19 protein-coding genes are annotated in these 18,217 nt (G+C 72.2%); 12 read left to right on the top strand and 7 right to left on the bottom strand.

What is annotated here, in order from left to right:
* Positions 1-102: 102 nt before the first annotated feature.
* Complete coding sequence (locus OG386_RS24635; RefSeq protein ID WP_328789912.1) at positions 103-747, top strand: hypothetical protein; 645 nt, start codon at positions 103-105, stop codon at positions 745-747.
* 159 nt (positions 748-906) lie between these two features.
* Positions 907-2,994, top strand: coding sequence for a HelD family protein (locus OG386_RS24630; RefSeq protein WP_328789911.1), 2,088 nt, complete (start codon positions 907-909; stop codon positions 2,992-2,994).
* Positions 2,995-3,128: 134 nt separating this feature from the next.
* On the opposite strand, the gene OG386_RS24625 is transcribed toward OG386_RS24630, so the two are convergent.
* A complete protein-coding gene (locus tag OG386_RS24625) occupies positions 3,129-3,815 on the bottom strand; it encodes a copper homeostasis protein CutC (protein WP_328789910.1) in 687 nt (228 codons plus the stop codon).
* A 131-nt stretch (positions 3,816-3,946) separates the two neighbouring features.
* On the opposite strand from OG386_RS24625, the gene OG386_RS24620 reads away from it, so the two are divergent.
* From OG386_RS24620 to OG386_RS24610, 3 genes are all read left to right on the top strand, one after another.
* Positions 3,947-4,639: an HD domain-containing protein gene (locus tag OG386_RS24620; RefSeq protein ID WP_328789909.1), complete on the top strand. Its 693-nt coding sequence runs from the start codon at positions 3,947-3,949 to the stop codon at positions 4,637-4,639.
* A 54-nt stretch (positions 4,640-4,693) separates the two neighbouring features.
* Entirely contained in the window at positions 4,694-5,914 is a 1,221-nt protein-coding gene (locus tag OG386_RS24615; protein ID WP_328793341.1) for a Cmx/CmrA family chloramphenicol efflux MFS transporter, read from the top strand.
* A gap of 103 nt (positions 5,915-6,017) precedes the next feature.
* Positions 6,018-6,971, top strand: a complete 954-nt coding sequence (locus OG386_RS24610) for an IS481 family transposase (RefSeq protein WP_328788194.1) — start codon at positions 6,018-6,020, stop codon at positions 6,969-6,971.
* A gap of 160 nt (positions 6,972-7,131) precedes the next feature.
* On the opposite strand, the gene OG386_RS24605 is transcribed toward OG386_RS24610, so the two are convergent.
* Entirely contained in the window at positions 7,132-8,043 is a 912-nt protein-coding gene (locus OG386_RS24605) for a helix-turn-helix domain-containing protein (protein ID WP_328789907.1), read from the bottom strand.
* A gap of 508 nt (positions 8,044-8,551) precedes the next feature.
* On the opposite strand from OG386_RS24605, the gene OG386_RS24600 reads away from it, so the two are divergent.
* A complete protein-coding gene (locus OG386_RS24600) occupies positions 8,552-9,793 on the top strand; it encodes a serine hydrolase domain-containing protein (RefSeq protein WP_328789906.1) in 1,242 nt (413 codons plus the stop codon).
* A gap of 203 nt (positions 9,794-9,996) precedes the next feature.
* On the opposite strand, the gene OG386_RS24595 is transcribed toward OG386_RS24600, so the two are convergent.
* Together OG386_RS24595 and OG386_RS24590 are read right to left on the bottom strand one after the other, a co-directional pair.
* Entirely contained in the window at positions 9,997-10,266 is a 270-nt protein-coding gene (locus tag OG386_RS24595; RefSeq protein WP_328789905.1) for a DUF4031 domain-containing protein, read from the bottom strand.
* Positions 10,267-10,273: 7 nt separating this feature from the next.
* The gene (locus tag OG386_RS24590) at positions 10,274-10,648 is read right to left on the bottom strand and encodes a hypothetical protein (protein WP_327384660.1); all 375 of its coding nucleotides are present in this window, start codon (positions 10,646-10,648) and stop codon (positions 10,274-10,276) included.
* Between the two features lie 238 nt (positions 10,649-10,886).
* Between OG386_RS24590 and OG386_RS24585 the strand changes: the two genes are divergently transcribed.
* The 5 genes from OG386_RS24585 to OG386_RS24565 all read left to right on the top strand — a co-directional run bounded on the left by OG386_RS24585 (position 10,887) and on the right by OG386_RS24565 (position 15,401).
* A complete protein-coding gene (locus tag OG386_RS24585) occupies positions 10,887-11,717 on the top strand; it encodes a MurR/RpiR family transcriptional regulator (protein ID WP_443053190.1) in 831 nt (276 codons plus the stop codon).
* A 151-nt stretch (positions 11,718-11,868) separates the two neighbouring features.
* The gene (gene murQ, locus OG386_RS24580; RefSeq protein WP_328789904.1) at positions 11,869-12,804 is read left to right on the top strand and encodes an N-acetylmuramic acid 6-phosphate etherase; all 936 of its coding nucleotides are present in this window, start codon (positions 11,869-11,871) and stop codon (positions 12,802-12,804) included.
* A gap of 28 nt (positions 12,805-12,832) precedes the next feature.
* Complete coding sequence (locus OG386_RS24575) at positions 12,833-14,383, top strand: PTS transporter subunit EIIC (RefSeq protein ID WP_328789902.1); 1,551 nt, start codon at positions 12,833-12,835, stop codon at positions 14,381-14,383.
* 16 nt (positions 14,384-14,399) lie between these two features.
* Complete coding sequence (locus OG386_RS24570) at positions 14,400-14,786, top strand: hypothetical protein (protein WP_328789901.1); 387 nt, start codon at positions 14,400-14,402, stop codon at positions 14,784-14,786.
* Between the two features lie 24 nt (positions 14,787-14,810).
* The gene (locus OG386_RS24565) at positions 14,811-15,401 is read left to right on the top strand and encodes a GNAT family N-acetyltransferase (protein WP_328789900.1); all 591 of its coding nucleotides are present in this window, start codon (positions 14,811-14,813) and stop codon (positions 15,399-15,401) included.
* Positions 15,402-15,408: 7 nt separating this feature from the next.
* Here the strand turns inward: OG386_RS24565 and OG386_RS24560 are convergent, their stop codons facing one another.
* Positions 15,409-16,938 (bottom strand): hypothetical protein, encoded by a 1,530-nt coding sequence (locus OG386_RS24560; RefSeq protein ID WP_328789899.1) that lies wholly within the window; start codon positions 16,936-16,938, stop codon positions 15,409-15,411.
* 150 nt (positions 16,939-17,088) lie between these two features.
* Between OG386_RS24560 and OG386_RS24555 the strand changes: the two genes are divergently transcribed.
* Positions 17,089-17,289, top strand: coding sequence for a hypothetical protein (locus OG386_RS24555; protein ID WP_328789898.1), 201 nt, complete (start codon positions 17,089-17,091; stop codon positions 17,287-17,289).
* A gap of 7 nt (positions 17,290-17,296) precedes the next feature.
* Here OG386_RS24555 and OG386_RS24550 read toward each other — a convergent pair whose 3' ends face one another.
* Both OG386_RS24550 and OG386_RS24545 read right to left on the bottom strand, forming a co-directional pair.
* Entirely contained in the window at positions 17,297-17,941 is a 645-nt protein-coding gene (locus OG386_RS24550; protein WP_328789897.1) for a hypothetical protein, read from the bottom strand.
* Complete coding sequence (locus OG386_RS24545) at positions 17,938-18,159, bottom strand: hypothetical protein (protein ID WP_327384652.1); 222 nt, start codon at positions 18,157-18,159, stop codon at positions 17,938-17,940. Before OG386_RS24545 ends, OG386_RS24550 begins: the two co-directional genes overlap by 4 nt.
* Positions 18,160-18,217 lie beyond the last annotated feature (58 nt).

Below are 18,217 nucleotides of genomic sequence, written 5' to 3'. Positions count from 1 at the left end.
GACACTCCTGGGTACGACACCCGTCCGGATGCACGGGGGCCGATCGGGACGGACCCTGGGAAGGTCCGCGGTACCGGCGACCACGCCATGGGAGTGATCCGCATGACCCACCGTTCCCGGACGCGGCGCCTCGCGCTGCTCTCCGCATCGACAGCCCTGGTCACGGGCGGGCTGCTGCCGTCCGCCACCGCGTTCGCCGCGCCGGCACACACCGCCGCGGTCGCTGCCGCTGCTGCCGCCCCCACGCCCACGCCCACGTCCACGCCCACGTCCACCCGGCCCGCCCAGGGCGCGGTGAAGACCACCGATCCCCCCAGCGGCATCACGGCCCAGCTTCCCGGAAAGGCCAAGGTCCGCATGGGTGCCATCCCCATGGAGGGCGGATCGGTCGACGCCCGCGTGTACGGGGTGGAGACCCCGGACGGAGCCACCGGCTTCGCCGTCTACGACATGCCGGGCGACCGGATCCCGCTGGAGGACGCCCTCAAGGGCTTCGTCGACGCGTACGGCCTGACCGGCGGCGGCACCCTGACCACGGAAGACGTCCGCAAGACGACGGTCGACGGCCGCCCGGCCCTCGACGCGAGCCTCACCGGCGAGGGCCCCGACGGCCCCGCGGTCGGCTCCATCCGCTTCATCTCCGACGACGACCACCTCGTCATGGCCCTGACATACGGTCCCGAGGCGAAGCAGAAGGACCTGGACGCGACGCACCAGCAGCTCCTCGACTCGCTCCAGATCCCCTGATCCACCGATCCCCTCCTCCTGATAATCGTTCGCGCCGCACCGCCCCGGTGGCTAGAATCTCCGCTCTTGCCGCCTCCCGCCGCCTCATCGGGGAGAGCCGCCCTCCGGCCGGAAACCGGCGGGCCATCTGTTCCGCATCCAGCAGCTGGAGGCAGTTCCGTGCCCGCGCACGCCCCCGACACCACCCACGACGATCCGACCGCGCCCGCGCCCACCGACCCGCTGGGCCGCGAACGGGCCCACCTCAGCGCCTCGCGTTCCGCCCTGCGCGCCATGCGCGAGGACGTCGAGTCCCTCGACATCCGCGACGTCACCGCGAACTGGGTCAACGCGATCGTCCTCCAGGCCCAGATCGACGACCGCATCAAGGCCCTCGCCGACCTCACCCACACCCCGCTGTTCTTCGGCCGCCTCAACTACCTGCACGCACCCGGCGCGGAGCTCGCCGAGGGCGCGGAGGGCGAGCAGTTCTACATCGGTCGCCGCCACGTCCACGACGCCGACGGCGACCCGATGGTCATCGACTGGCGCGCGCCCGTCTCCCAGCCGTTCTACCGGGCCTCCAAGACCGACCCGCAGGACATCGCACTGCGCAGGCGCTTCGGTTACACCGGCGGCGAGCTGACGGCGTACGAGGACGAGCACCTGTCCGACCCCGGCGAGGTGGCCGCGGTCAGCAAGCTGCTCCAGCAGGAGATCGAGCGCCCGCGCGTGGGCCCGATGCGGGACATCGTCGCGACGATCCAGCCCGAGCAGGACAAGCTCGTCCGCTCCGGCCTGACCGGTTCCGTCTGCGTGCAGGGCGGCCCCGGTACCGGCAAGACCGCCGTCGGCCTGCACCGGGTCGCGTACCTGCTCTACGCGCACCGCGACCGCCTCGCCCGCACGGGCACGCTCGTCATCGGGCCGAACCGTTCCTTCCTGCACTACATCGAGCAGGTCCTGCCGGCCCTGGGCGAGCTGGAGGTCAAGCAGGCCACCGTCGACGACCTGGTCGCCCGCCCCGGCCTGGAGGTACGCGGCACGGACACCGCCCAAACCGCCGTGGTCAAGGGCGACGCCCGCATGGCGGAGGTACTGGGCCGCGCCGTCCGCTCGCACGTCACGCGCCCCACGGAGCCGCTGATGGTGGTCCGCGGCTCGCGCCGCTGGCGGGTGCCCGCGTACGAGCTGGAGGAGATGGTCGAGGAGCTGCAGAAGCGCGACATCCGCTACGGCGCGGCCCGGGAGGCCCTGCCGCAGCGCATCGCGCACGCGGTGCTCGTACGGATGGAGCAGGCGGGCGAGGCCCCGGACGACCGGGTGCAGGACGCGGTGGCCCGCAACCCGGCGGTGAAGGCGGCGGTCAAGGAGATCTGGCCGGCCGTCGAACCGGCGAAGCTGGTCCTGCGCCTGCTGTCCGACCCCGAGTTCCTCGCCCTGCACGCGGCGGACGTGCTCACCGAGGACGAGCAGAAGCTCCTGCTGTGGCCGAAGCCGTTCCGCAGCGTGAAGTCGGCGAAGTGGTCGGCGGCGGACCTGGTCCTGATCGACGAGGCGGCCGACCTGGTGGAACGGACGCATTCGCTGGGCCACGTGGTCGTCGACGAAGCCCAGGACCTGTCGCCGATGCAGTACCGGGCGGTGGGACGGCGCTGCACCACGGGCTCGGCGACGGTCCTCGGCGACCTCGCGCAGGGCACCACGCCGTGGGCCACGCGCAGCTGGGACGAGGCCCTCGCGCACCTGGGCAAGCCGCAGGCGGTGGTGGAGGAACTGACGGCGGGCTTCCGCGTGCCGCGCGAGGTGATCGCCTACGCCTCCCGGCTGCTGCCGTCGATCTCCCCGGGCCTGGCACCCGTCGCCTCCGTCCGCGAGACGCCGGGATCGCTGCGGATCGAGGAGGTCCCGGACCTCACTGCGGCGGTGGTCGCCGCCTGCCGCGAGTCGCTCGCGCACGAGGGCTCGATCGGCCTGATCGCGGCGGACGCGCGGATCCCGGTGCTCGCGGAGGCCCTGCTGGAGGCGGGGCTGCCGTACCTGTCGCCCGGCGAGGAGACCACAGCCGAGTCGCGGCTGACCCTCGTCCCGGCGTCGCTGGCGAAGGGTCTGGAGTACGACTACGTGGTCCTGGACGAGCCCGCGGCGATCGTGGACGGCGAGCCGGACGAGCGGACGGGCCTGCGCCGCCTGTACGTCTGCCTCACCCGCGCGGTCTCGGGCCTCACGACCCTCCACTCGGCCCCCCTCCCACCGGCCCTGGTCTGACGGCGTTCGCCGGGTGATGTGCGGCGCCGCTGCGCCAGCGCCCCCGGGCTCCGCCCGGGCCCCTGGGGCTCCGCCCGGGGGTCCGGGGGCGGCGCCCCCGGCAGCGGCGGCGCGGCCGACACCCGCACCCCCGGTCAGGAAAGGGCGGTGCGCCAGTCCGCGACGGCCGCCGCCGAAACCGGCCCGCCCCACCCGGAGGCCCGCGCCGCGCCACCGATGTGGAAGGCGTCGATCCCGCCCGCACGCAGCACCGGCAGGTGCGCGAGCGTCAGCCCGCCGCCCACCAGGATCCGCGCCCCGTACCCCGGCTCACCACCCCGCGCCGCCTCCGCCAGCAGCACCGGCAGCCCGGCTCCCACCCCTGCCGCCGACCCCGCCGTGAGGTACGTGTCCAGCCCCGGCAGATCGGCCAGCGCCTTGCGCAGCTGGTCCCGGTCCGCCGCGCGGTCGATCGCCCGGTGGAAGGTCCACCGGCAGCCGTCCAGCTCCGCGACGACCGCCTCGACCGCGGCCAGGTCCGGGGCGCCGTCGGCGTCCAGGAAGCCGAGGACGAACTCCTGCGCGCCCTCCGCCCGCAGTTCCCGTGCCGCCCGGGCCAAGGCGGAGACGTCGCCGGCCGCGAAACCGTCCGTCTTGCGGAGCATCACGCGCAGCGGGATGTCGACCGCCGCCCTGATCGCCGCGAAGGTCTCACGCGGCGGGGTGAGCCCGTCGGCGGCCATGTCGGTGACCAGTTCGAGTCGGTCCGCCCCACCGGCCTGGGCCGCGACCGCGTCCTCCACGTCGAGGGCGATCACCTCCAGGAGCGCACGGTTGCTCATTCGATCCCATCCTTCTTCGGAACGCTCGGGAAACTCGGGAGGACTCACCAGAAGAGGTCTAGTCCAATATTCAGAGTACGGGCCTCCACCCGCCCTTCACCACCACAATCGCGCCACCCCACAATGTGCCCATGGACACAGGCATCCAGAGCAGCGACACCCACCCGGACACCGCCGACCTGCGGGCCCGCTGGCAGGCGACCGTCACCGCCGCCGGCGCCCCCGCCGACCGCGACCCCGCGCCCTACGCCGACCGCCTCCTCACCGCCTGGGCGGAACCGCAGCGCCGGTACCACACCACCGCCCACCTGGCCGACGTACTCGCACGGATCGACGTACTGGCTCCGCACGCCGCCGATCCCGCCGCCGTTCGGCTCGCCGCCTGGTTCCACGACGCCGTCTACCGTCCCGACCGCTCCGAGAACGAGGAGCGCAGCGCCGCCCTCGCCGAGCGCGCCCTCCCCGAGCTGGGCATCGACCCCGCCCGCACCGCCGAAGTGGCCCGCCTCGTCCGCCTCACCGTCACCCACGACCCAGCCCCCGGCGACACCGACGGCGAGGCCCTCTGCGACGCCGACCTGGCCGTCCTGGCCGGGGAGCCCGACGCGTACGCCGCGTACGCGTACGCCGTGCGCGCCGAGTACGGCTTCGTCCCGGACGACGCCTTCCGCACCGGCCGCGCCGCCGTACTGCGCCAGCTGCTCGACCTGCCGCGGCTCTTCCGCACGCCCTACGGTGCCGCGCACTGGGAGGCCCCGGCCCGCGCCAACCTCGCCGCGGAACTCGCCGACCTCACCGCCGACCTCACCGACCGGGGAATTTGATCGCGTTCGCGCTGGTTGGTGACAGTCATGCCCGCAGCAGCCGTACGCCCCCGCATGCCCGTCGCCGTCTACGTACTCGGCCTGTCCGTCTTCGCGCTCGGCACCAGTGAATTCATGCTCTCCGGCCTGCTGCCACCCATCGCCGAGGACATGGGCGTCACCATCCCGCAGGCGGGCCTGCTCATATCCGCCTTCGCGATCGGCATGGTCATCGGCGCACCGCTGCTGGCCGTGGCCACCCTGCGGCTCCCCCGCCGCACCACCCTCATCGCCCTCATCAGCCTCTTCGGCCTCGGGCAGGTCGCGGGCGCGCTGGCCCCCACGTACGAGCTCCTCTTCGCCTCCCGCGTGGTCTCCGCGTTCGCCTGCGCCGGCTTCTGGGCCGTGGGCGCGGCCGTCGCCATCGCCATGGTCGACAAGGACCAGCGGGCCCGCGCGATGGCCGTCATGATCGGCGGCCTGTCGATCGCGAACGTCCTCGGCGTCCCCGCCGGCGCCTTCCTCGGCGAGCACCTGGGCTGGCGCTCCGCCTTCTGGTCGGTCGCCGCCGCCTCCGCGATCGCCCTCGTCGGCATCCTGGCGCTGATCCCGAAGATCCCGCTGCCCGCCGAGAAGCCGTCGCTCGGGCGCGAGCTGCGCATCTACCGCGACCGCCAGGTGTGGCTCTCCATCGGCATCACCGCGCTGGCCGCGGGCGGCGTCTTCTGCGCCTTCAGCTACTTCTCTCCGCTGCTCACGGACGTGGCCGGGCTGGACTCGCGGTGGGTCCCGTGGATCCTCGGCCTCTTCGGCATCGGCGCGCTGGCCGGCACCACCGTCGGCGGCCGGGTCGCCGACGCGCACCTGTTCGGCGTGATGATCTGGGGCATCACCGCCTCGACCGTCTTCCTCGCCGCACTCGCCCTGCTGGCCTCCACCGCCGCCGCGGCGGTCGCCCTGGCCTTCCTGCTCGGCTTCTCGGCCTTCTTCACCGCGCCGGCGCTCAACGCCCGCATGTTCAACGTGGCCGGCGCCGCCCCGACCCTGGCCGGCGCCACCACCACGGCCGCCTTCAACCTCGGCAACACCGGTGGCCCCTGGCTCGGCGGCACCGTCATCGACGCGGACCTGGGCTTCGCCGCCACCGCCTGGGCGGGCGCCGCCATGACCGTCACCGCGATCGGCCTCACCGTGCTCGCCCTGCGCCTGGAGCGCCGTACGCCGCCGCGCGCCACCCGCGTGATCGCCACGGGCGGCACCACCCCGATCCCCGCCGAGCAGCCGGTCCGCGCCTAGGTGTATTGATCACGAGCGTTGTTGACACTCGGCAGGTCTTGAACATGGCGAAGACCTCCGGTGTGGTGGGAGCTGTCTAGGAACTCACCGTACGGAGGTCTTCGTGTCCCACCGTAATGCCCGGCTGACCGTCTTCGGTAGGCGCCTGCTGGTCGAACGAGTCGTATCGGGCCGCCCGGTCGCCCACGTGGCCGCCGAGATGGGCATCTCGCGGGCCACCGCCCACAAATGGATGCGCCGGTGGCGGACGGAAGGCGAGGCCGGACTGCACGACCGATCCAGCCGGCCACGCACGACACCGCACCGGACTTCGGCCGCCATCGAGGCGAGGGTCTGTGACCTGCGCCGGACCCGCAAACTGGGGCCCGCCCGCATCGGCCCGGTCCTGGGACTGCCCGCCTCGACCGTCCACCGCATTCTGACCCGGCATGGTCTGCACCGCCTGGCCTGGATCGACCGCCCGACCGGCACCCCGATCCGCCGCTACGAACGCGAGCGACCCGGCGAACTCATCCACGTCGACGTGAAGAAGCTCGGCCGGATCCCCGACGGCGGCGGCCACCGTGTCCTGGGCCGCGACGCGGGCCGACCCATCCGCGGCATGGGCTTCGACTACGTCCACTCCGCGGTCGACGACCACTCCCGCCTGGCCTACAGCGAGATCCACCCGGACGAGAAAGTCGCGACGTGCGCAGGCTTCCTCACACGCGCCGCCGCGTTCTTCCACACCCAGGGCATCACCCGCATCGAACGCGTTCTCACCGACAACGCGTGGGCCTACCGCAAAGGCCTGGCCTGGAAGGCCGTCCTGGCCGACCTCGGCGCTGCCGGAAGGCTCACCCGTGCCTACCGGCCTCAGACCAACGGCAAGGTCGAACGTTTCAACCGCACCCTCCTCGACGAGTGGGCCTACCTACGGCCCTACACCTCGAACGACGAGCGGACCGCGGCCCTGGCAGACTTCCTCCACACCTACAACCATCACCGCTGCCACACCGCACTCGACGGCAAGCCACCCATCAGCCGCGTGAACAACCCTGCGGGTCAATACACCTAGGCCCTGTCGTCAAAGTCCCGTCGGGCCCGCGACGCCCGGCACCGCACCTGGCCGCGTTGTCGGGGCACCCGAGTACGTCCAGTACACGGGCGCCCCTCCGCCTTGCCATGCACGGCACCGGACGCCGCGGGCTCGGCCGACGCCACTTTGACGACAGGACCTAGGCCTTTACCTGGTGTCTCGCGCCGGCGGTTTCGGGAAGGCGGGCCGCTCTCGACGTGCACGCCCGGCAGGTTCCCCGTTCCGGGCCGCGGAAGGCGTGGTCGCAGAGGTCGCAGTTCTGGAGTGGGTGTCTGACGGCCGGAGGCGCTGCCGGGGCGCGGAACGGCGGCACGGGCGGGAGCTGGGCCGCGAGGCGGTGGGCCAGGAAGGCGGCCGGGCGGTACAGGGGCTCCGCCGGCAGGTCGGCCGTCAGGGCGTGGTGAACGGCGCTCGGAGGCAGGTCGCGCTCCAGCCAGGCCGCGACTCCGGGGGCGAGGTGCTCGACGTCAGCGACGGAGAGCAGGAGACGGGGATCCCCGCGGCGGAGGCCTGCGAGGACCTCGATGGCGGACCGGAGGAGGTCAGGGGCACGGTACGCGGGCTGCGGCACCGCGGGCAGGGCACGGCGCGGCGGCTCGCCCTCCCGGCGCGCGGGGCGCCGGGGCTCCGGTTGCGGCGCGTCCGTGGCGCCGGACCGGCCCGGCTGGTTGCAGGAGACCGTGCGGGTGACGACGCGACCGCTGCTGGTGCGTTCGCACGTGCGGCGCAGATAGCCGTGGGCCTCCAGCTGGCGCAGGGCGCCGGCGATCCGGGTCTTCCCCTCGGGGAAACGGGCGGCCAGGGTCCGGATGTCGACGAGCTCGCCACCGGGAAGGGACTGGATGTGCACGGCCAGGCCGATGGCCAGCAGCAACAGCTCGGGGTGCTGGGCGAGGTGGTTGCCGATCACCGTGAAGCGGGTGGTGTGGCGGACGTTGTCGTGGATGACACCGCCGGACCGGGTGTGCGCACGGGTTCGCCGGGAGGGGTGGTTTTCCCCGTCGTTCCGGGACTGGGCGTGCGGGCGCGCGCTAGTGTTCTGGGTATCCATCGGGAAGGTCCTGCTTCCTCGGTGGTCAGGCCCTCGCACCGGGATTGCAGTCCCTGCGAGGGCCGACGTATGTCAGCGGTGATGTGGTGTCTCGCGCTGAGCGTAGATCAGGCAACCCTCCCCGAAGCCAGCCAAGTTGGCATCTTTCACTCAAGCGAGTGAGCGTGTGCCAGGGGCGGGAGGGGTGGGGTTTGGTGTGGTGCTTTTCCTCTCGTGTCTTGAATTCTGGGATCGTCCCTGCCACCGGCGTCCCACCGGGCGGGCTCCGGTGAGCGAGCGATGTCCGCAGGTCAGGTGGTGCGGCGGGGCGGCTTCGGCCCGTACGGTCTGCCGGCGGACGGAAACGGCCCCGCCCGACCCGGCCCGACAGGGCGCTGACACCGAACCCCGTCCCGGTCCCGGTCACCGCCCCGGCCCGGTCGCCGCCCCGGAGGCGGGTTCCTACGATGGGAAGGTCCGCTCGGGGAGCCGGTGACCGCTCGGGGACGTGCGTCAGAGGTGATCCTCCATGGGCCGGTACCGCACGCCCACCGTTCTGGCAGCCGCCTCCCTGCTGCTGACCGCGCTGTGCGCGGGCCAGGCCCCCGCGGCCGCCCCGCCGGGTCGGGTCGACATCGACCCGGCGACCGCCGAGCAGCTCGACGACGCGATCACCGCGGCCATGCGCAAGGCCGACATCCCCGGTGTGGGCGTCGGCCTGTGGATCGACGGCGAAGACCCCTACGTGCGCGCCTTCGGCACCTCCGACAAGGCCACCGGCACCCCCATCAAGACCGACATGCACACGCGCATCGGCAGCGTCACCAAGACCTTCACCGTCACCGCCGTCCTCCAGCTCGTCGACGACGGGAAGGTACGGCTCGACGCGCCGATCTCGACGTACCTCGACGGCGTACCCGGCGGGGACAGGATCACCGTCCGGCAGCTCGCCGACATGCGCAGCGGCCTCTACAACTACACCGAGGACCCGCGCCTGCTGGCCGCCTACAAGGCCGACCCGCACCGCGCCTGGACCCCGCAGGAGCTGCTGGACACCGCTTTCCGGCACCCCGCCAACTTCCCGCCGGGCACGCGCTGGGAGTACTCCAACACCAATACCGTCGTGCTCGGCCTGCTCGTCGAGAAGGTCAGCGGGCAGCCCCTGCACACCTACCTTCAGCAGCACGTCTTCGAACCGGCGGACCTGGACGCGACCTCGCTGCCGACCGGTGCGGAGATCGCGTCCCCGTTCGTGCACGGCTACACGAACTTCACCCCGAACGGCGCGACCGTCGACGCCTCCACCTGGAACCCGTCCTGGGCCTGGGCGGCCGGCGCGACGATCTCCACCATGGACGACCTGCACTCCTGGGTCCCGACCCTGGTCACCGGGCAGCTCCCCGACGGCGACCGCCTGCTGGAACCGGGCACCCAGGCCCAGCGGCTGCGCATGCTGCCCACCGGGCACCCCGACATCGGCTACGGGCTCGGCATCGCCGAGCTCGACGGCTGGATCGGCCACAACGGCGAGCTGCCCGGCTACGAGACCATCGCCGTCCGGCTCCCGCAGGCCCGCGCCACCATGGTGATCGTGGTGAACTCCGACGTCGACGGGAAGTTCGGCAACCTGAGCTCCCTCATCGCCAACACGGTCACCAAGATCGCGACCCCGGACCACGTCTGGGAGCTCCCGCCGGCGGCCCAGCCCCACACCGTCCCGGAGTCGTCCGCCCCCTCGACCCCGAGCCCGGCCCCGAAGCCGAGCTCGTAGCGACACGGGGAGCACTGGGGGTTCAATGCGCAGGTGGTGGACTGGACACAGATGCGCGACTGCAGGTTCGACGTCGATCGCGTTCCGGAGCTCCTGGAGCGGGTGGAGCGGAGGGACCGCCGGGACGACGCAGAAGCGTGGCAGGAGCTGGGATGGCGGCCACCGCCGGGACGGGTCCGGCCGGCCGGACCGGGCCCTGACCCCTAAGCCGCCGGTCGGCCCTTCGGGCGGCGCAGCCCGGCCGCGGTGAGGCGGCGGACGAGTTCCTTGCTGCCGATCTCCACCGCGCCGGCGCCGACCGCGTCCGCGTACCGGTACGAAGGCACGTCGTAGTGGTCCCGCTCGAAGGCGCGCGGCGGGCAGCCGATGGCCGCCGCGAAGGCGTGCAGCTCCTCGTACGAGACGTCGCTGACCAGGTGCGACCACATGCGGCCGTGACCCGGCCAGATCGGCGGGTCGATGTAGATGGTCACCTGCGGCTCACCGGCGGCCGAAGACGGGGCCCAGGCCGCCGATCGCGGCCACCTTCACACCCGCCTCCGAGCACACCCAGTGCGGGTCGGGTCCCAGCTCCGGTTCCACGTCCAGCGCGTGCGGGTCACCGTGGTTGCACACCGGGCACAGCGGCCATCGTCCGTACTTCTCCAGCAGCGAGTCCTTCACGTCCTGGGCGACGAGTCCGGCAAGGTAGTCGACACCCTCCGGCCACTGCTCCACCCACCACCGGCGGTGCGTGACCGAGTCCTCGACGAGGGATACGACATCGGCATCGGCGACCTCGCCGGCGGCGAGGTCGGCGAGAACAAGGGCGCGGGCGACGTGCAGCGCCTGCTCCAGGGGGGTCGCGTGGTCCATGCGCCCATTGTGGACCCGCGAGGGCCCGGCGATGAAGGCCCTCTTTCCGCAGGCCCAATGGCGTATTGACCGGACCTTGCCCTGAAAATAAATTTCAGGAGTGAGCCAGAACGCGAAAGAAACTGCCAGCCGCCCGCCCGTCCCCGCCGGACGCCCTGCCGCAGGCCCTGCCGAAAACACCGTCCCGGCTCCCCCGCCCCACGCCCTCCGGGCCCGGATCCGCAGCCTCGGCCCCTCCATGACCCGCTCCGTGCAGGCCGTCGCCGACGCCGTCGCCGCCGACCCCGCCGCGTGCGCCCGGCTCACCGTCTCCGCCCTCGCCGAACTCACCGGCACCAGCGAGGCCACCGTCGTCCGCACCGCCCGCCTCCTCGGCTACCCCGGCTACCGCGACCTGCGCCTCGCGCTCGCCGCCCTCGCCGCCCAGCAGGAGTCCGGTGCCGCGCCCGCCGTCACCGTCGACATAGCCGTCGACGACCCGCTCGCGGACGTCGTCGCCAAGCTGGCCCACGAGGAGGCGCAAACCCTCACCGACACCGCCGCCGCCCTCGACCTCACCCAGCTCGCCACCGCCGTCACCGCGCTCGCCACCGCCCGCCGCATCGACATCTACGGCGTCGGCGCCTCCGCCCTCGTCGGCCAGGACCTCGCCCAGAAGCTGCTGCGCATCGGCCTCCTCGCCCACGCCCACAGCGACCCCCACCTGGCCGTCACGGGCGCCGTCCAGCTCCGCCCCGGCGACGTCGCCGTCGCGATCACCCACTCCGGCACCACCGGCGACGTGATCGAACCGCTGCGCGTCGCCTTCGAGCGCGGTGCCACCACCCTCGCCCTCACCGGCCGCCCGAACAGCCCCGTCACCCACTGCGCCGACCTCGTACTGGCCACCTCCGCCGCCCGCGAGACCCAGCTGCGCCCGGCCGCCATGTCCAGCAGGACCAGCCAGCTGCTCGTCGTCGATTGCCTCTTCGTCGGCGTCGCCCAGCAGACCTACGAGACCGCCGCCCCCGCCCTCGCCGCCTCCTACGAAGCCCTAGCCCACCGCAGATCCAGCCCCGCCGGCGCTTGAGGCGCGGGGCCCGGGGCGGAGCCCCGCTCTTCCAGCCCCGCCGGCGTTTGAGGCGCGGGGTCCGGGGCGGAGCCCCGATCGTGAAGCCCAGCCCGCACACCACCCGCACCCGCATCCGCACCCGCACCCGCACCCGCCAGGGAGCCGCCACATGACCGCGTACGAAGAACTCCGCGCCCAGCTGGACACCCTCACCACCGAGGCCTTCCGCCAGGACCTCGCCGAGATCGACCGGCTGTCCACCCTCGACATCGCCCGCACCATGAACGCCGAGGACGCCACCGTCCCGGCCGCCGTCGCCGGGCAGCTCCCCCAGATCGCCGCCGCCGTCGACGCGATCGCCGAGCGGATGGCCCAGGGCGGGCGGCTGGTCTACGCGGGCGCCGGCACGGCCGGCCGGATGGGCGTCCTGGACGCCAGCGAGTGCCCGCCCACCTTCAACACCGACCCGGCCGACGTCGTCGGCCTGATCGCGGGCGGCCCGTCCGCCATGGTCAAGGCCGTCGAGGGGGCCGAGGACTCGAAGGAGCTGGCCGCCGAGGACCTCGCCGCGCTGGAGATCGGGCCGCACGACAGCGTCGTCGGCATCTCCGCCTCCGGCCGCACCCCGTACGCGATCGGCGCCGTCGAGTTCGCCCGTACCCGCGGCGCGCTCACCGTCGGGCTCTCCTGCAACGCCGGATCCGCCCTCGCCGGCGCCGCCGACCACGGCATCGAGGTCGTCGTCGGACCCGAACTCCTCACCGGATCCACCCGCCTGAAGGCCGGCACCGCGCAGAAGCTCGTCCTCAACCTCATCTCGACCATCACGATGATCCGCCTCGGGAAGACGTACGGGAACCTGATGGTCGACATGCGCTCCTCGAACGAGAAGCTGCGCGCCCGCGCCCGCCGCATCGTGGCGCTGGCCACCGGCGCACCCGACGCGGAGATCGAGGCCTCCCTGACCGCCACCGGCGGCGAGGTGAAGAACGCCGTACTCGTCGTCCTCGGCGGAGTCGACGGCCCCACGGCCGCCGAGCTGCTCGCCTCCTCGCGGGGCCACCTGCGCGCCGCCCTCGAACTCGCCCCCGCCCGCACCCGCTGACCCCGCCCCCGAGCCAAGGCGATCCCACATGTCCACTGACAAGAACCGCGCCACCGCCGCCGCGATCCTTCCGCTGGTCGGCGGCCCGGACAACATCACCTCGATCGCGCACTGCATGACCCGCCTGCGCATTTCGCTGCGCGACCGCTCGCTGGTCCAGGACGAGGCCCTGCGCGCCCTGCCCGCGGTGCTCGGCGTGGTCGAGGACGACACTTACCAGATCGTGCTGGGCCCGGGCACCGTCGCCCGCGTGACCCCGGAGTTCGAGGCGCTCGTAGCGGAAGCCCGCTCGGCAGCCCCCACCCCGACCGCCCCGACCTCCCCCTCCCCCTCCCCCTCCCCCTCCCCAGAGACTGCGACCTCCGCCCGCACGATCACCGCGGACGACCTCGCCGCTCAGGGCGCGGCACTGAAAGAGGCGCAGAAGGCCCGCAACGCCACGCCCTTCAAGCTCCTCCTGCGCCGGATCGCGAACATCTTCGTCCCGCTGATCCCGGCACTGATCGGCTGCGGCATCATCGCCGGCCTGAACGGCCTGCTGACGAACCTCGGCTGGGTGCCCGCCGTCGTGCCCGCCCTCGCCGCCATCGCCTCCGGCTTCATGTCCCTGATCGCCGTCTTCGTCGGCTACAACACGGCCAAGGAGTTCGGCGGTACGCCGGTCCTGGGCGGCGCGGTCGCCGCGATCATCGTCTTCCCGGGCGTCGCGAAGATCGACGCCTTCGGCCTGGAGCTCAAGCCCGGCCAGGGCGGCGTCCTCGGCGCGCTCGCCGCCGCCCTCCTCGCCGTGTACGTGGAGAAGTGGTGCCGCAGGTGGGTACCGGAGACCCTGGACGTCCTCGTCACACCCACCCTCACCGTGCTGATCTCGGGCCTCGTGACCATCTTCGGCCTCATGTACCTCGCCGGTGGAGCCTCCGCCGCCATCGGCACCTTCGCGAACTGGCTCCTCGCCAGCGGCGGCGCCTTCGCGGGCCTGGTCCTGGGCGGCCTCTTCCTCCCCCTCGTGATGCTCGGCCTGCACCAGGCCCTGATCCCCATCCACACCACCCTCATCGAGCAGGACGGCTACACCGTCCTGCTGCCCATCCTCGCCATGGCGGGCGCGGGCCAGGTCGGCGCGGCCATCGCCGTCTACTACCGGCTCCCGCGCAACGGCTCGATCCGCGCCACCATCAGGTCCGCGCTCCCGGCCGGCCTCCTGGGCGTCGGCGAACCGCTGATCTACGGCGTCTCCCTGCCGCTGGGCCGCCCCTTCGTCACCGCCTGCATCGGCGGCGCGGCCGGCGGCGCCTTCGTCGGCCTCTTCCACCAACTGGGCGTCGCCTTCGGGTCCACCGCCATCGGCCCCTCGGGCTGGGCCCTGTTCCCGCTGCTCGACGGCCGCTCCAGCGCGGGCATCACCCTCGCGATCTACGCGGGCGGCCTACTGGTCGGCTACCTGGTGGGCTTCGCCGCCACCTACTTCTTCGGCTTCACCCGCCAGATGCTGACCGACCTCGACACCGACCCGGACCAGGACCCGAACGCCACCACGGCCACCGCCGGAACGCCCCCGAAGGAACGGGTCCCCGCCTAGGCCGCATGCTGTGCGGATGCTGCTGCCCTCCGAAGCCGTCGCCGCCACGACCCGCATCGACGTCGTACGCATCACCGCCGGTCCCGAGCGGCACGGCGACCCGATGACCGGGCCCGTCGTCGGGCACTGGGAGGGTCCCGCCGTCGCGGAGGCGCTCGCGGCCGTACGGAAGATCCCCGCCGCCGACCTCACCCTGTGCGGGTTCGCCCCGGGCTGGGGCATCCGCGCGTACGCCGACCCGGCCGGACCGCCCCTGTACGAAGCGGCGTTCTGCCACGGCTGCGACACGGCCTGGCTCTGGGGCCCCCGGGTCCCGGAGCGGCTGCACCGCCAGACCTTCGCCTCGGACTCGCCCTACGCGCAGTTCCTGCGCATGCGCATGCGCGCCTCGGGTCCGTCGTAATGCAGGCACGGGCATGATGCGGAGATGATCAATTCCATACCTCCCGTGGTCCCCGCCGGCCGGATGCGCGCCCTGCCGCAGCCGGAGTTCGAGTTGTCGGGCGGACTGCTGCTGCGCCCCTGGGCGGCCCACGACGTCCCCGCGCTCGTCGAGTCCTGCCTCGACCCGGACATCCGGCACTGGAACCGGCCCGCCCTCCTCGGCCCCGCCGAGGCCGAGGAGCGGATCGCCCGCTGGCACGCCCGCTGGCAGGACGAGGAAGCCGCGATCTGGGCCGTCGCCCCCGCCACCGGCGGCCCGGCCGTCGGGCTCATCGGCATCGGCGACCTCGACCTCGCGGGCGGCAGCGGCGAGATCCTGTACTGGCTGCTGCCCGCCGGGCGCGGCCGCGGGGCCATGGTGGCGGCCACGGAACGCGTCAGCCGCTGGGCGTTCGAGGACCTCGGCCTGCACCGGATGCGGATCACCCACTCCGTGGCGAACCCGGCTTCCTGCGCCATCGCGACGAAGGCCGGATTCCCCCTGGAGGGCACCATGCGCGACGCCCTCCTGCACGCGGACGGCTGGCACGACGAACACCTCCACGCCCGCCTGCGTACCGACGCCCCGGTGTGAGAGGGGGTCATCGGGCCTGGGGCTGGGGCCGGAGCGGGGGCAGGAACGGGGTCGAAGACGGAGTTGGAGACGGGGTCGGAGACGGGGTTGAGGGCGAAGGCGAGGGCGAGGGCGAGGTCGCGCCCTTCTCGGTGGCGCTGGCCTTCTCCAGGAGCTCTGCATAGGGCGTCTCCGCCGTGGAGCCGCGCACTTGCGTGAGGCCGTACCGTTCAGCGGTTTCTTCGTTCGCGATGGGGTGTAGGGGGTCGTAGGTGATCCGTCTGTTCGGTGGCGACACGTCCACGATGACGTGCGGATTCCTGCCGCCCACCCCCACCTTCCACAGGGTGATGCGCTGTGGGCCGCGGGTCACGTTCAGGACTTCGCTGCTGTTCGAAATAGGGGTCCGGTATCTGTACTCCGCATCGGCCGGATCCCCCGGCTGACAGTCCTTCTTGAGCTCCCTCTTCGTCTTCCTGGAACGCTCGTAGTCCACGGTCATCTTCATTCTGTCTTTCCTGATCACGTACACCTCGGTCCGAGCCCTGACCGCTTCATACTTGTGAGGAACCGCTCCGTCTATCTCAATGACCGCGTCCTGGGCGACCTCTTCCCCTGGATTCAGTACGCGGCCGACCGGTGAGACGAACTCGCCATCGAAGATCAAGTCGGGTGCGGGAGGCTTGGGTGCGGGCCTCCCACTCGCGGGCAGACGGTCGAACTTGTTGTTCGCAGGCACACCGTGGACCCAGTAGATGCTGCCGAGGACGTAGACGGGCACCTGGCCGGCGTTCTTCACGAACAGATGGACCGTCACATACGCCCGCCCCGACCCTTTTTCCATGTTCGATTCCTTGAACTCGGCCCCGCTCTGGATCAGCGGCGTCGTCACAAAGGGAACATAGACCTGCGAATATGCAAGGTTGGCGGTGGCGAGAAGGGTGGAAATCAACAACCCGATCGCGATCTTCCTGGGAACGCGGAGCCCCTTCCACGCCCCGGCTTTGAGAAGTCCGAACAGGGCCACCGAGGACCAGACACAGAGGGCTATCCCGACCACGGTGTAACCGGTGAACCGCTCGCCGATCTGCAGGAGGAGCAGGAGGACGCTACAGAGGAAGGAGATCACGACTCCGACCAGAACGACCACTCCCGAGTAGCGCCACCGCCTCTTGGTCCAGTAGTCGATGGCGGCCCCGGCGGCCGACACCTCCACCAGCGCCACGACGAGGATGGTGAGTCCCGCGATCCGTCCGGCGTACGTGAGCGCATCGCCACTGTCCGACATTCCGATCCGGAAGAGCGGACATGCCGTCGCGAGGAGGCCGACGACCATGAAGAAGCAAATGGTTCGCCGCACCCACGCCACGTCAGGCCAGACGGTGTGGTCTCCGCCGAGCCAGTGGATCTCGTGCCCCGGTTCCACACCGGCACGGTCCAGGATTTTTCGGAGTTCCTTGAGGGATCCGGCCTTGCCGACCCGCCTGCCGCCCACCGAAACCGGCCGCAAGCCGAGTTCTCCAGGCGGCCCCACGGACACTTCGGGCGTGTTCGCCATAACACCAGCCTGCCGCTCGACCGCGAGCGGCGCCCCTCGAGCGCCTCCTTGTGCGCCCCTTTGTGCGCCCCCCACCAGGGTGCGCCGGACCCGCCGCAGAGGGAGGCTGGTGTTGACGTATTGGTGTTGCTCGACCCCCGGAGGAGTCCCATGCGTACTCGAATTCTCGCGGTCACCGCCGCCCTCGTACTGGCCGCCTTCGGCGCCACGATCCCCGTTGCACAGGGCGCCGTACCGACCGTCCCCGGACCGACGTGCGAGTCCCACCACGGAACCGTGGAGTTCGACTCCTCCACTGGCATCTACAACTGCGTGGGCGGCTACTACGACGGCGAACGCATCACCAGCTGAATACGGCTCAGCCCGCGGCAGTGCGCAAGAACCGCACCAGGTCGTCGACCCCGTAGCCGAGCTTCGGCCCGCGCTCGGCGGCCATCAGCAGCAACTGGCCCACGATCTCGGCACCCCAGCCGTCGGTACCGTCCTGCGACCACTCCCACAGCTTCTCGATGCCGAGGTCTGACATGAGCAGCCCGTGCTCCGTCCGGACCTCCCGGCAGGTCTCTGCGACGGCGTCCAACAGCCGCGTCCCCGGTCGCTCGCAGCGCAGCCCGAAGTACCCGCTGATGTACTCGACCACGCACCCCTGCGGCGGCCGCGCCTCGATGCGCTCGTAGCTCGGCTGCTCGCCCACCGGGCAGTGGATCAGGGTGAACCGGTGCCACCCCGGCGGCGGAGGCGGCTTTGGCCGCCATGCGGTCAGCCCGAAGGCCTCCTGTACCAGCGCGGTCGCCTCGTCCGCCGTGGCGGCCGTCCGCGCCTCCCGCCGCTCCCCGTCGTCCCCCACGGCCGTCCAGAGAGTGCCGCACTCTCCGCTCTCCACGTGCACGGACAGTCCCATGCCTCCACGCTTCCACGCACCAGTGGCGAGGGCCGTCTCCAGCCCCCGCAGCTTCCAACCGAGTTCGAAGGCGAAGTTCACCGCCTCCACCGACTCGCTCACGCGCCCGCCGCCCGCTCGTGCAGAACGGCGGCCAGCCGGAGCGCGGTGTCCAGGTTGCAGCGGCCGAGGTCGACCAGCGGCAGGCCGTACGTACCGGCGGCGGAGACCCGGTCCACGTCCAGCGAGGGGAACAGCACCCCGACCCCGGCAAGTGAGTCCCTCAGCTGCTGGACGGCCTCCTCGGCCGCCTGCATGCGCTCCTGTGGGGAGAGCACCATGACATGTCACCTTTCCACTCTGAGTATCCAACTTCTTCACACAGAGTGGCGATGCGCT

This window comes from Streptomyces sp. NBC_00273, assembly GCF_036178145.1.
Lineage (GTDB): Bacteria > Actinomycetota > Actinomycetes > Streptomycetales > Streptomycetaceae > Streptomyces.
Note: the sequence above shows the minus strand (reverse complement) of the source record. Positions and strands in the feature narration are given on the sequence as shown.

What these genes read in the sequence shown, in the direction of transcription:
- OG386_RS24635 (WP_328789912.1), top strand. Translation starts at nt 103, where the DNA reads ATGACCCACCGTTCCCGGACGCGGCGCCTCGCGCTGCTCTCCGCATCG.
- OG386_RS24625 (WP_328789910.1), bottom strand. Translation starts at nt 3,815, where the DNA reads ATGAGCAACCGTGCGCTCCTGGAGGTGATCGCCCTCGACGTGGAGGAC.
- OG386_RS24620 (WP_328789909.1), top strand. Translation starts at nt 3,947, where the DNA reads ATGGACACAGGCATCCAGAGCAGCGACACCCACCCGGACACCGCCGAC.
- OG386_RS24615 (WP_328793341.1), top strand. Translation starts at nt 4,694, where the DNA reads ATGCCCGTCGCCGTCTACGTACTCGGCCTGTCCGTCTTCGCGCTCGGC.
- OG386_RS24605 (WP_328789907.1), bottom strand. Translation starts at nt 8,043, where the DNA reads ATGGATACCCAGAACACTAGCGCGCGCCCGCACGCCCAGTCCCGGAAC.
- OG386_RS24600 (WP_328789906.1), top strand. Translation starts at nt 8,552, where the DNA reads ATGGGCCGGTACCGCACGCCCACCGTTCTGGCAGCCGCCTCCCTGCTG.
- OG386_RS24590 (WP_327384660.1), bottom strand. Translation starts at nt 10,648, where the DNA reads ATGGACCACGCGACCCCCCTGGAGCAGGCGCTGCACGTCGCCCGCGCC.
- OG386_RS24585 (WP_443053190.1), top strand. Translation starts at nt 10,887, where the DNA reads ATGACCCGCTCCGTGCAGGCCGTCGCCGACGCCGTCGCCGCCGACCCC.
- murQ (WP_328789904.1), top strand. Translation starts at nt 11,869, where the DNA reads ATGACCGCGTACGAAGAACTCCGCGCCCAGCTGGACACCCTCACCACC.
- OG386_RS24575 (WP_328789902.1), top strand. Translation starts at nt 12,833, where the DNA reads ATGTCCACTGACAAGAACCGCGCCACCGCCGCCGCGATCCTTCCGCTG.
- OG386_RS24570 (WP_328789901.1), top strand. Translation starts at nt 14,400, where the DNA reads ATGCTGCTGCCCTCCGAAGCCGTCGCCGCCACGACCCGCATCGACGTC.
- OG386_RS24565 (WP_328789900.1), top strand. Translation starts at nt 14,811, where the DNA reads ATGATCAATTCCATACCTCCCGTGGTCCCCGCCGGCCGGATGCGCGCC.
- OG386_RS24560 (WP_328789899.1), bottom strand. Translation starts at nt 16,938, where the DNA reads ATGGCGAACACGCCCGAAGTGTCCGTGGGGCCGCCTGGAGAACTCGGC.
- OG386_RS24555 (WP_328789898.1), top strand. Translation starts at nt 17,089, where the DNA reads ATGCGTACTCGAATTCTCGCGGTCACCGCCGCCCTCGTACTGGCCGCC.
- OG386_RS24545 (WP_327384652.1), bottom strand. Translation starts at nt 18,159, where the DNA reads ATGGTGCTCTCCCCACAGGAGCGCATGCAGGCGGCCGAGGAGGCCGTC.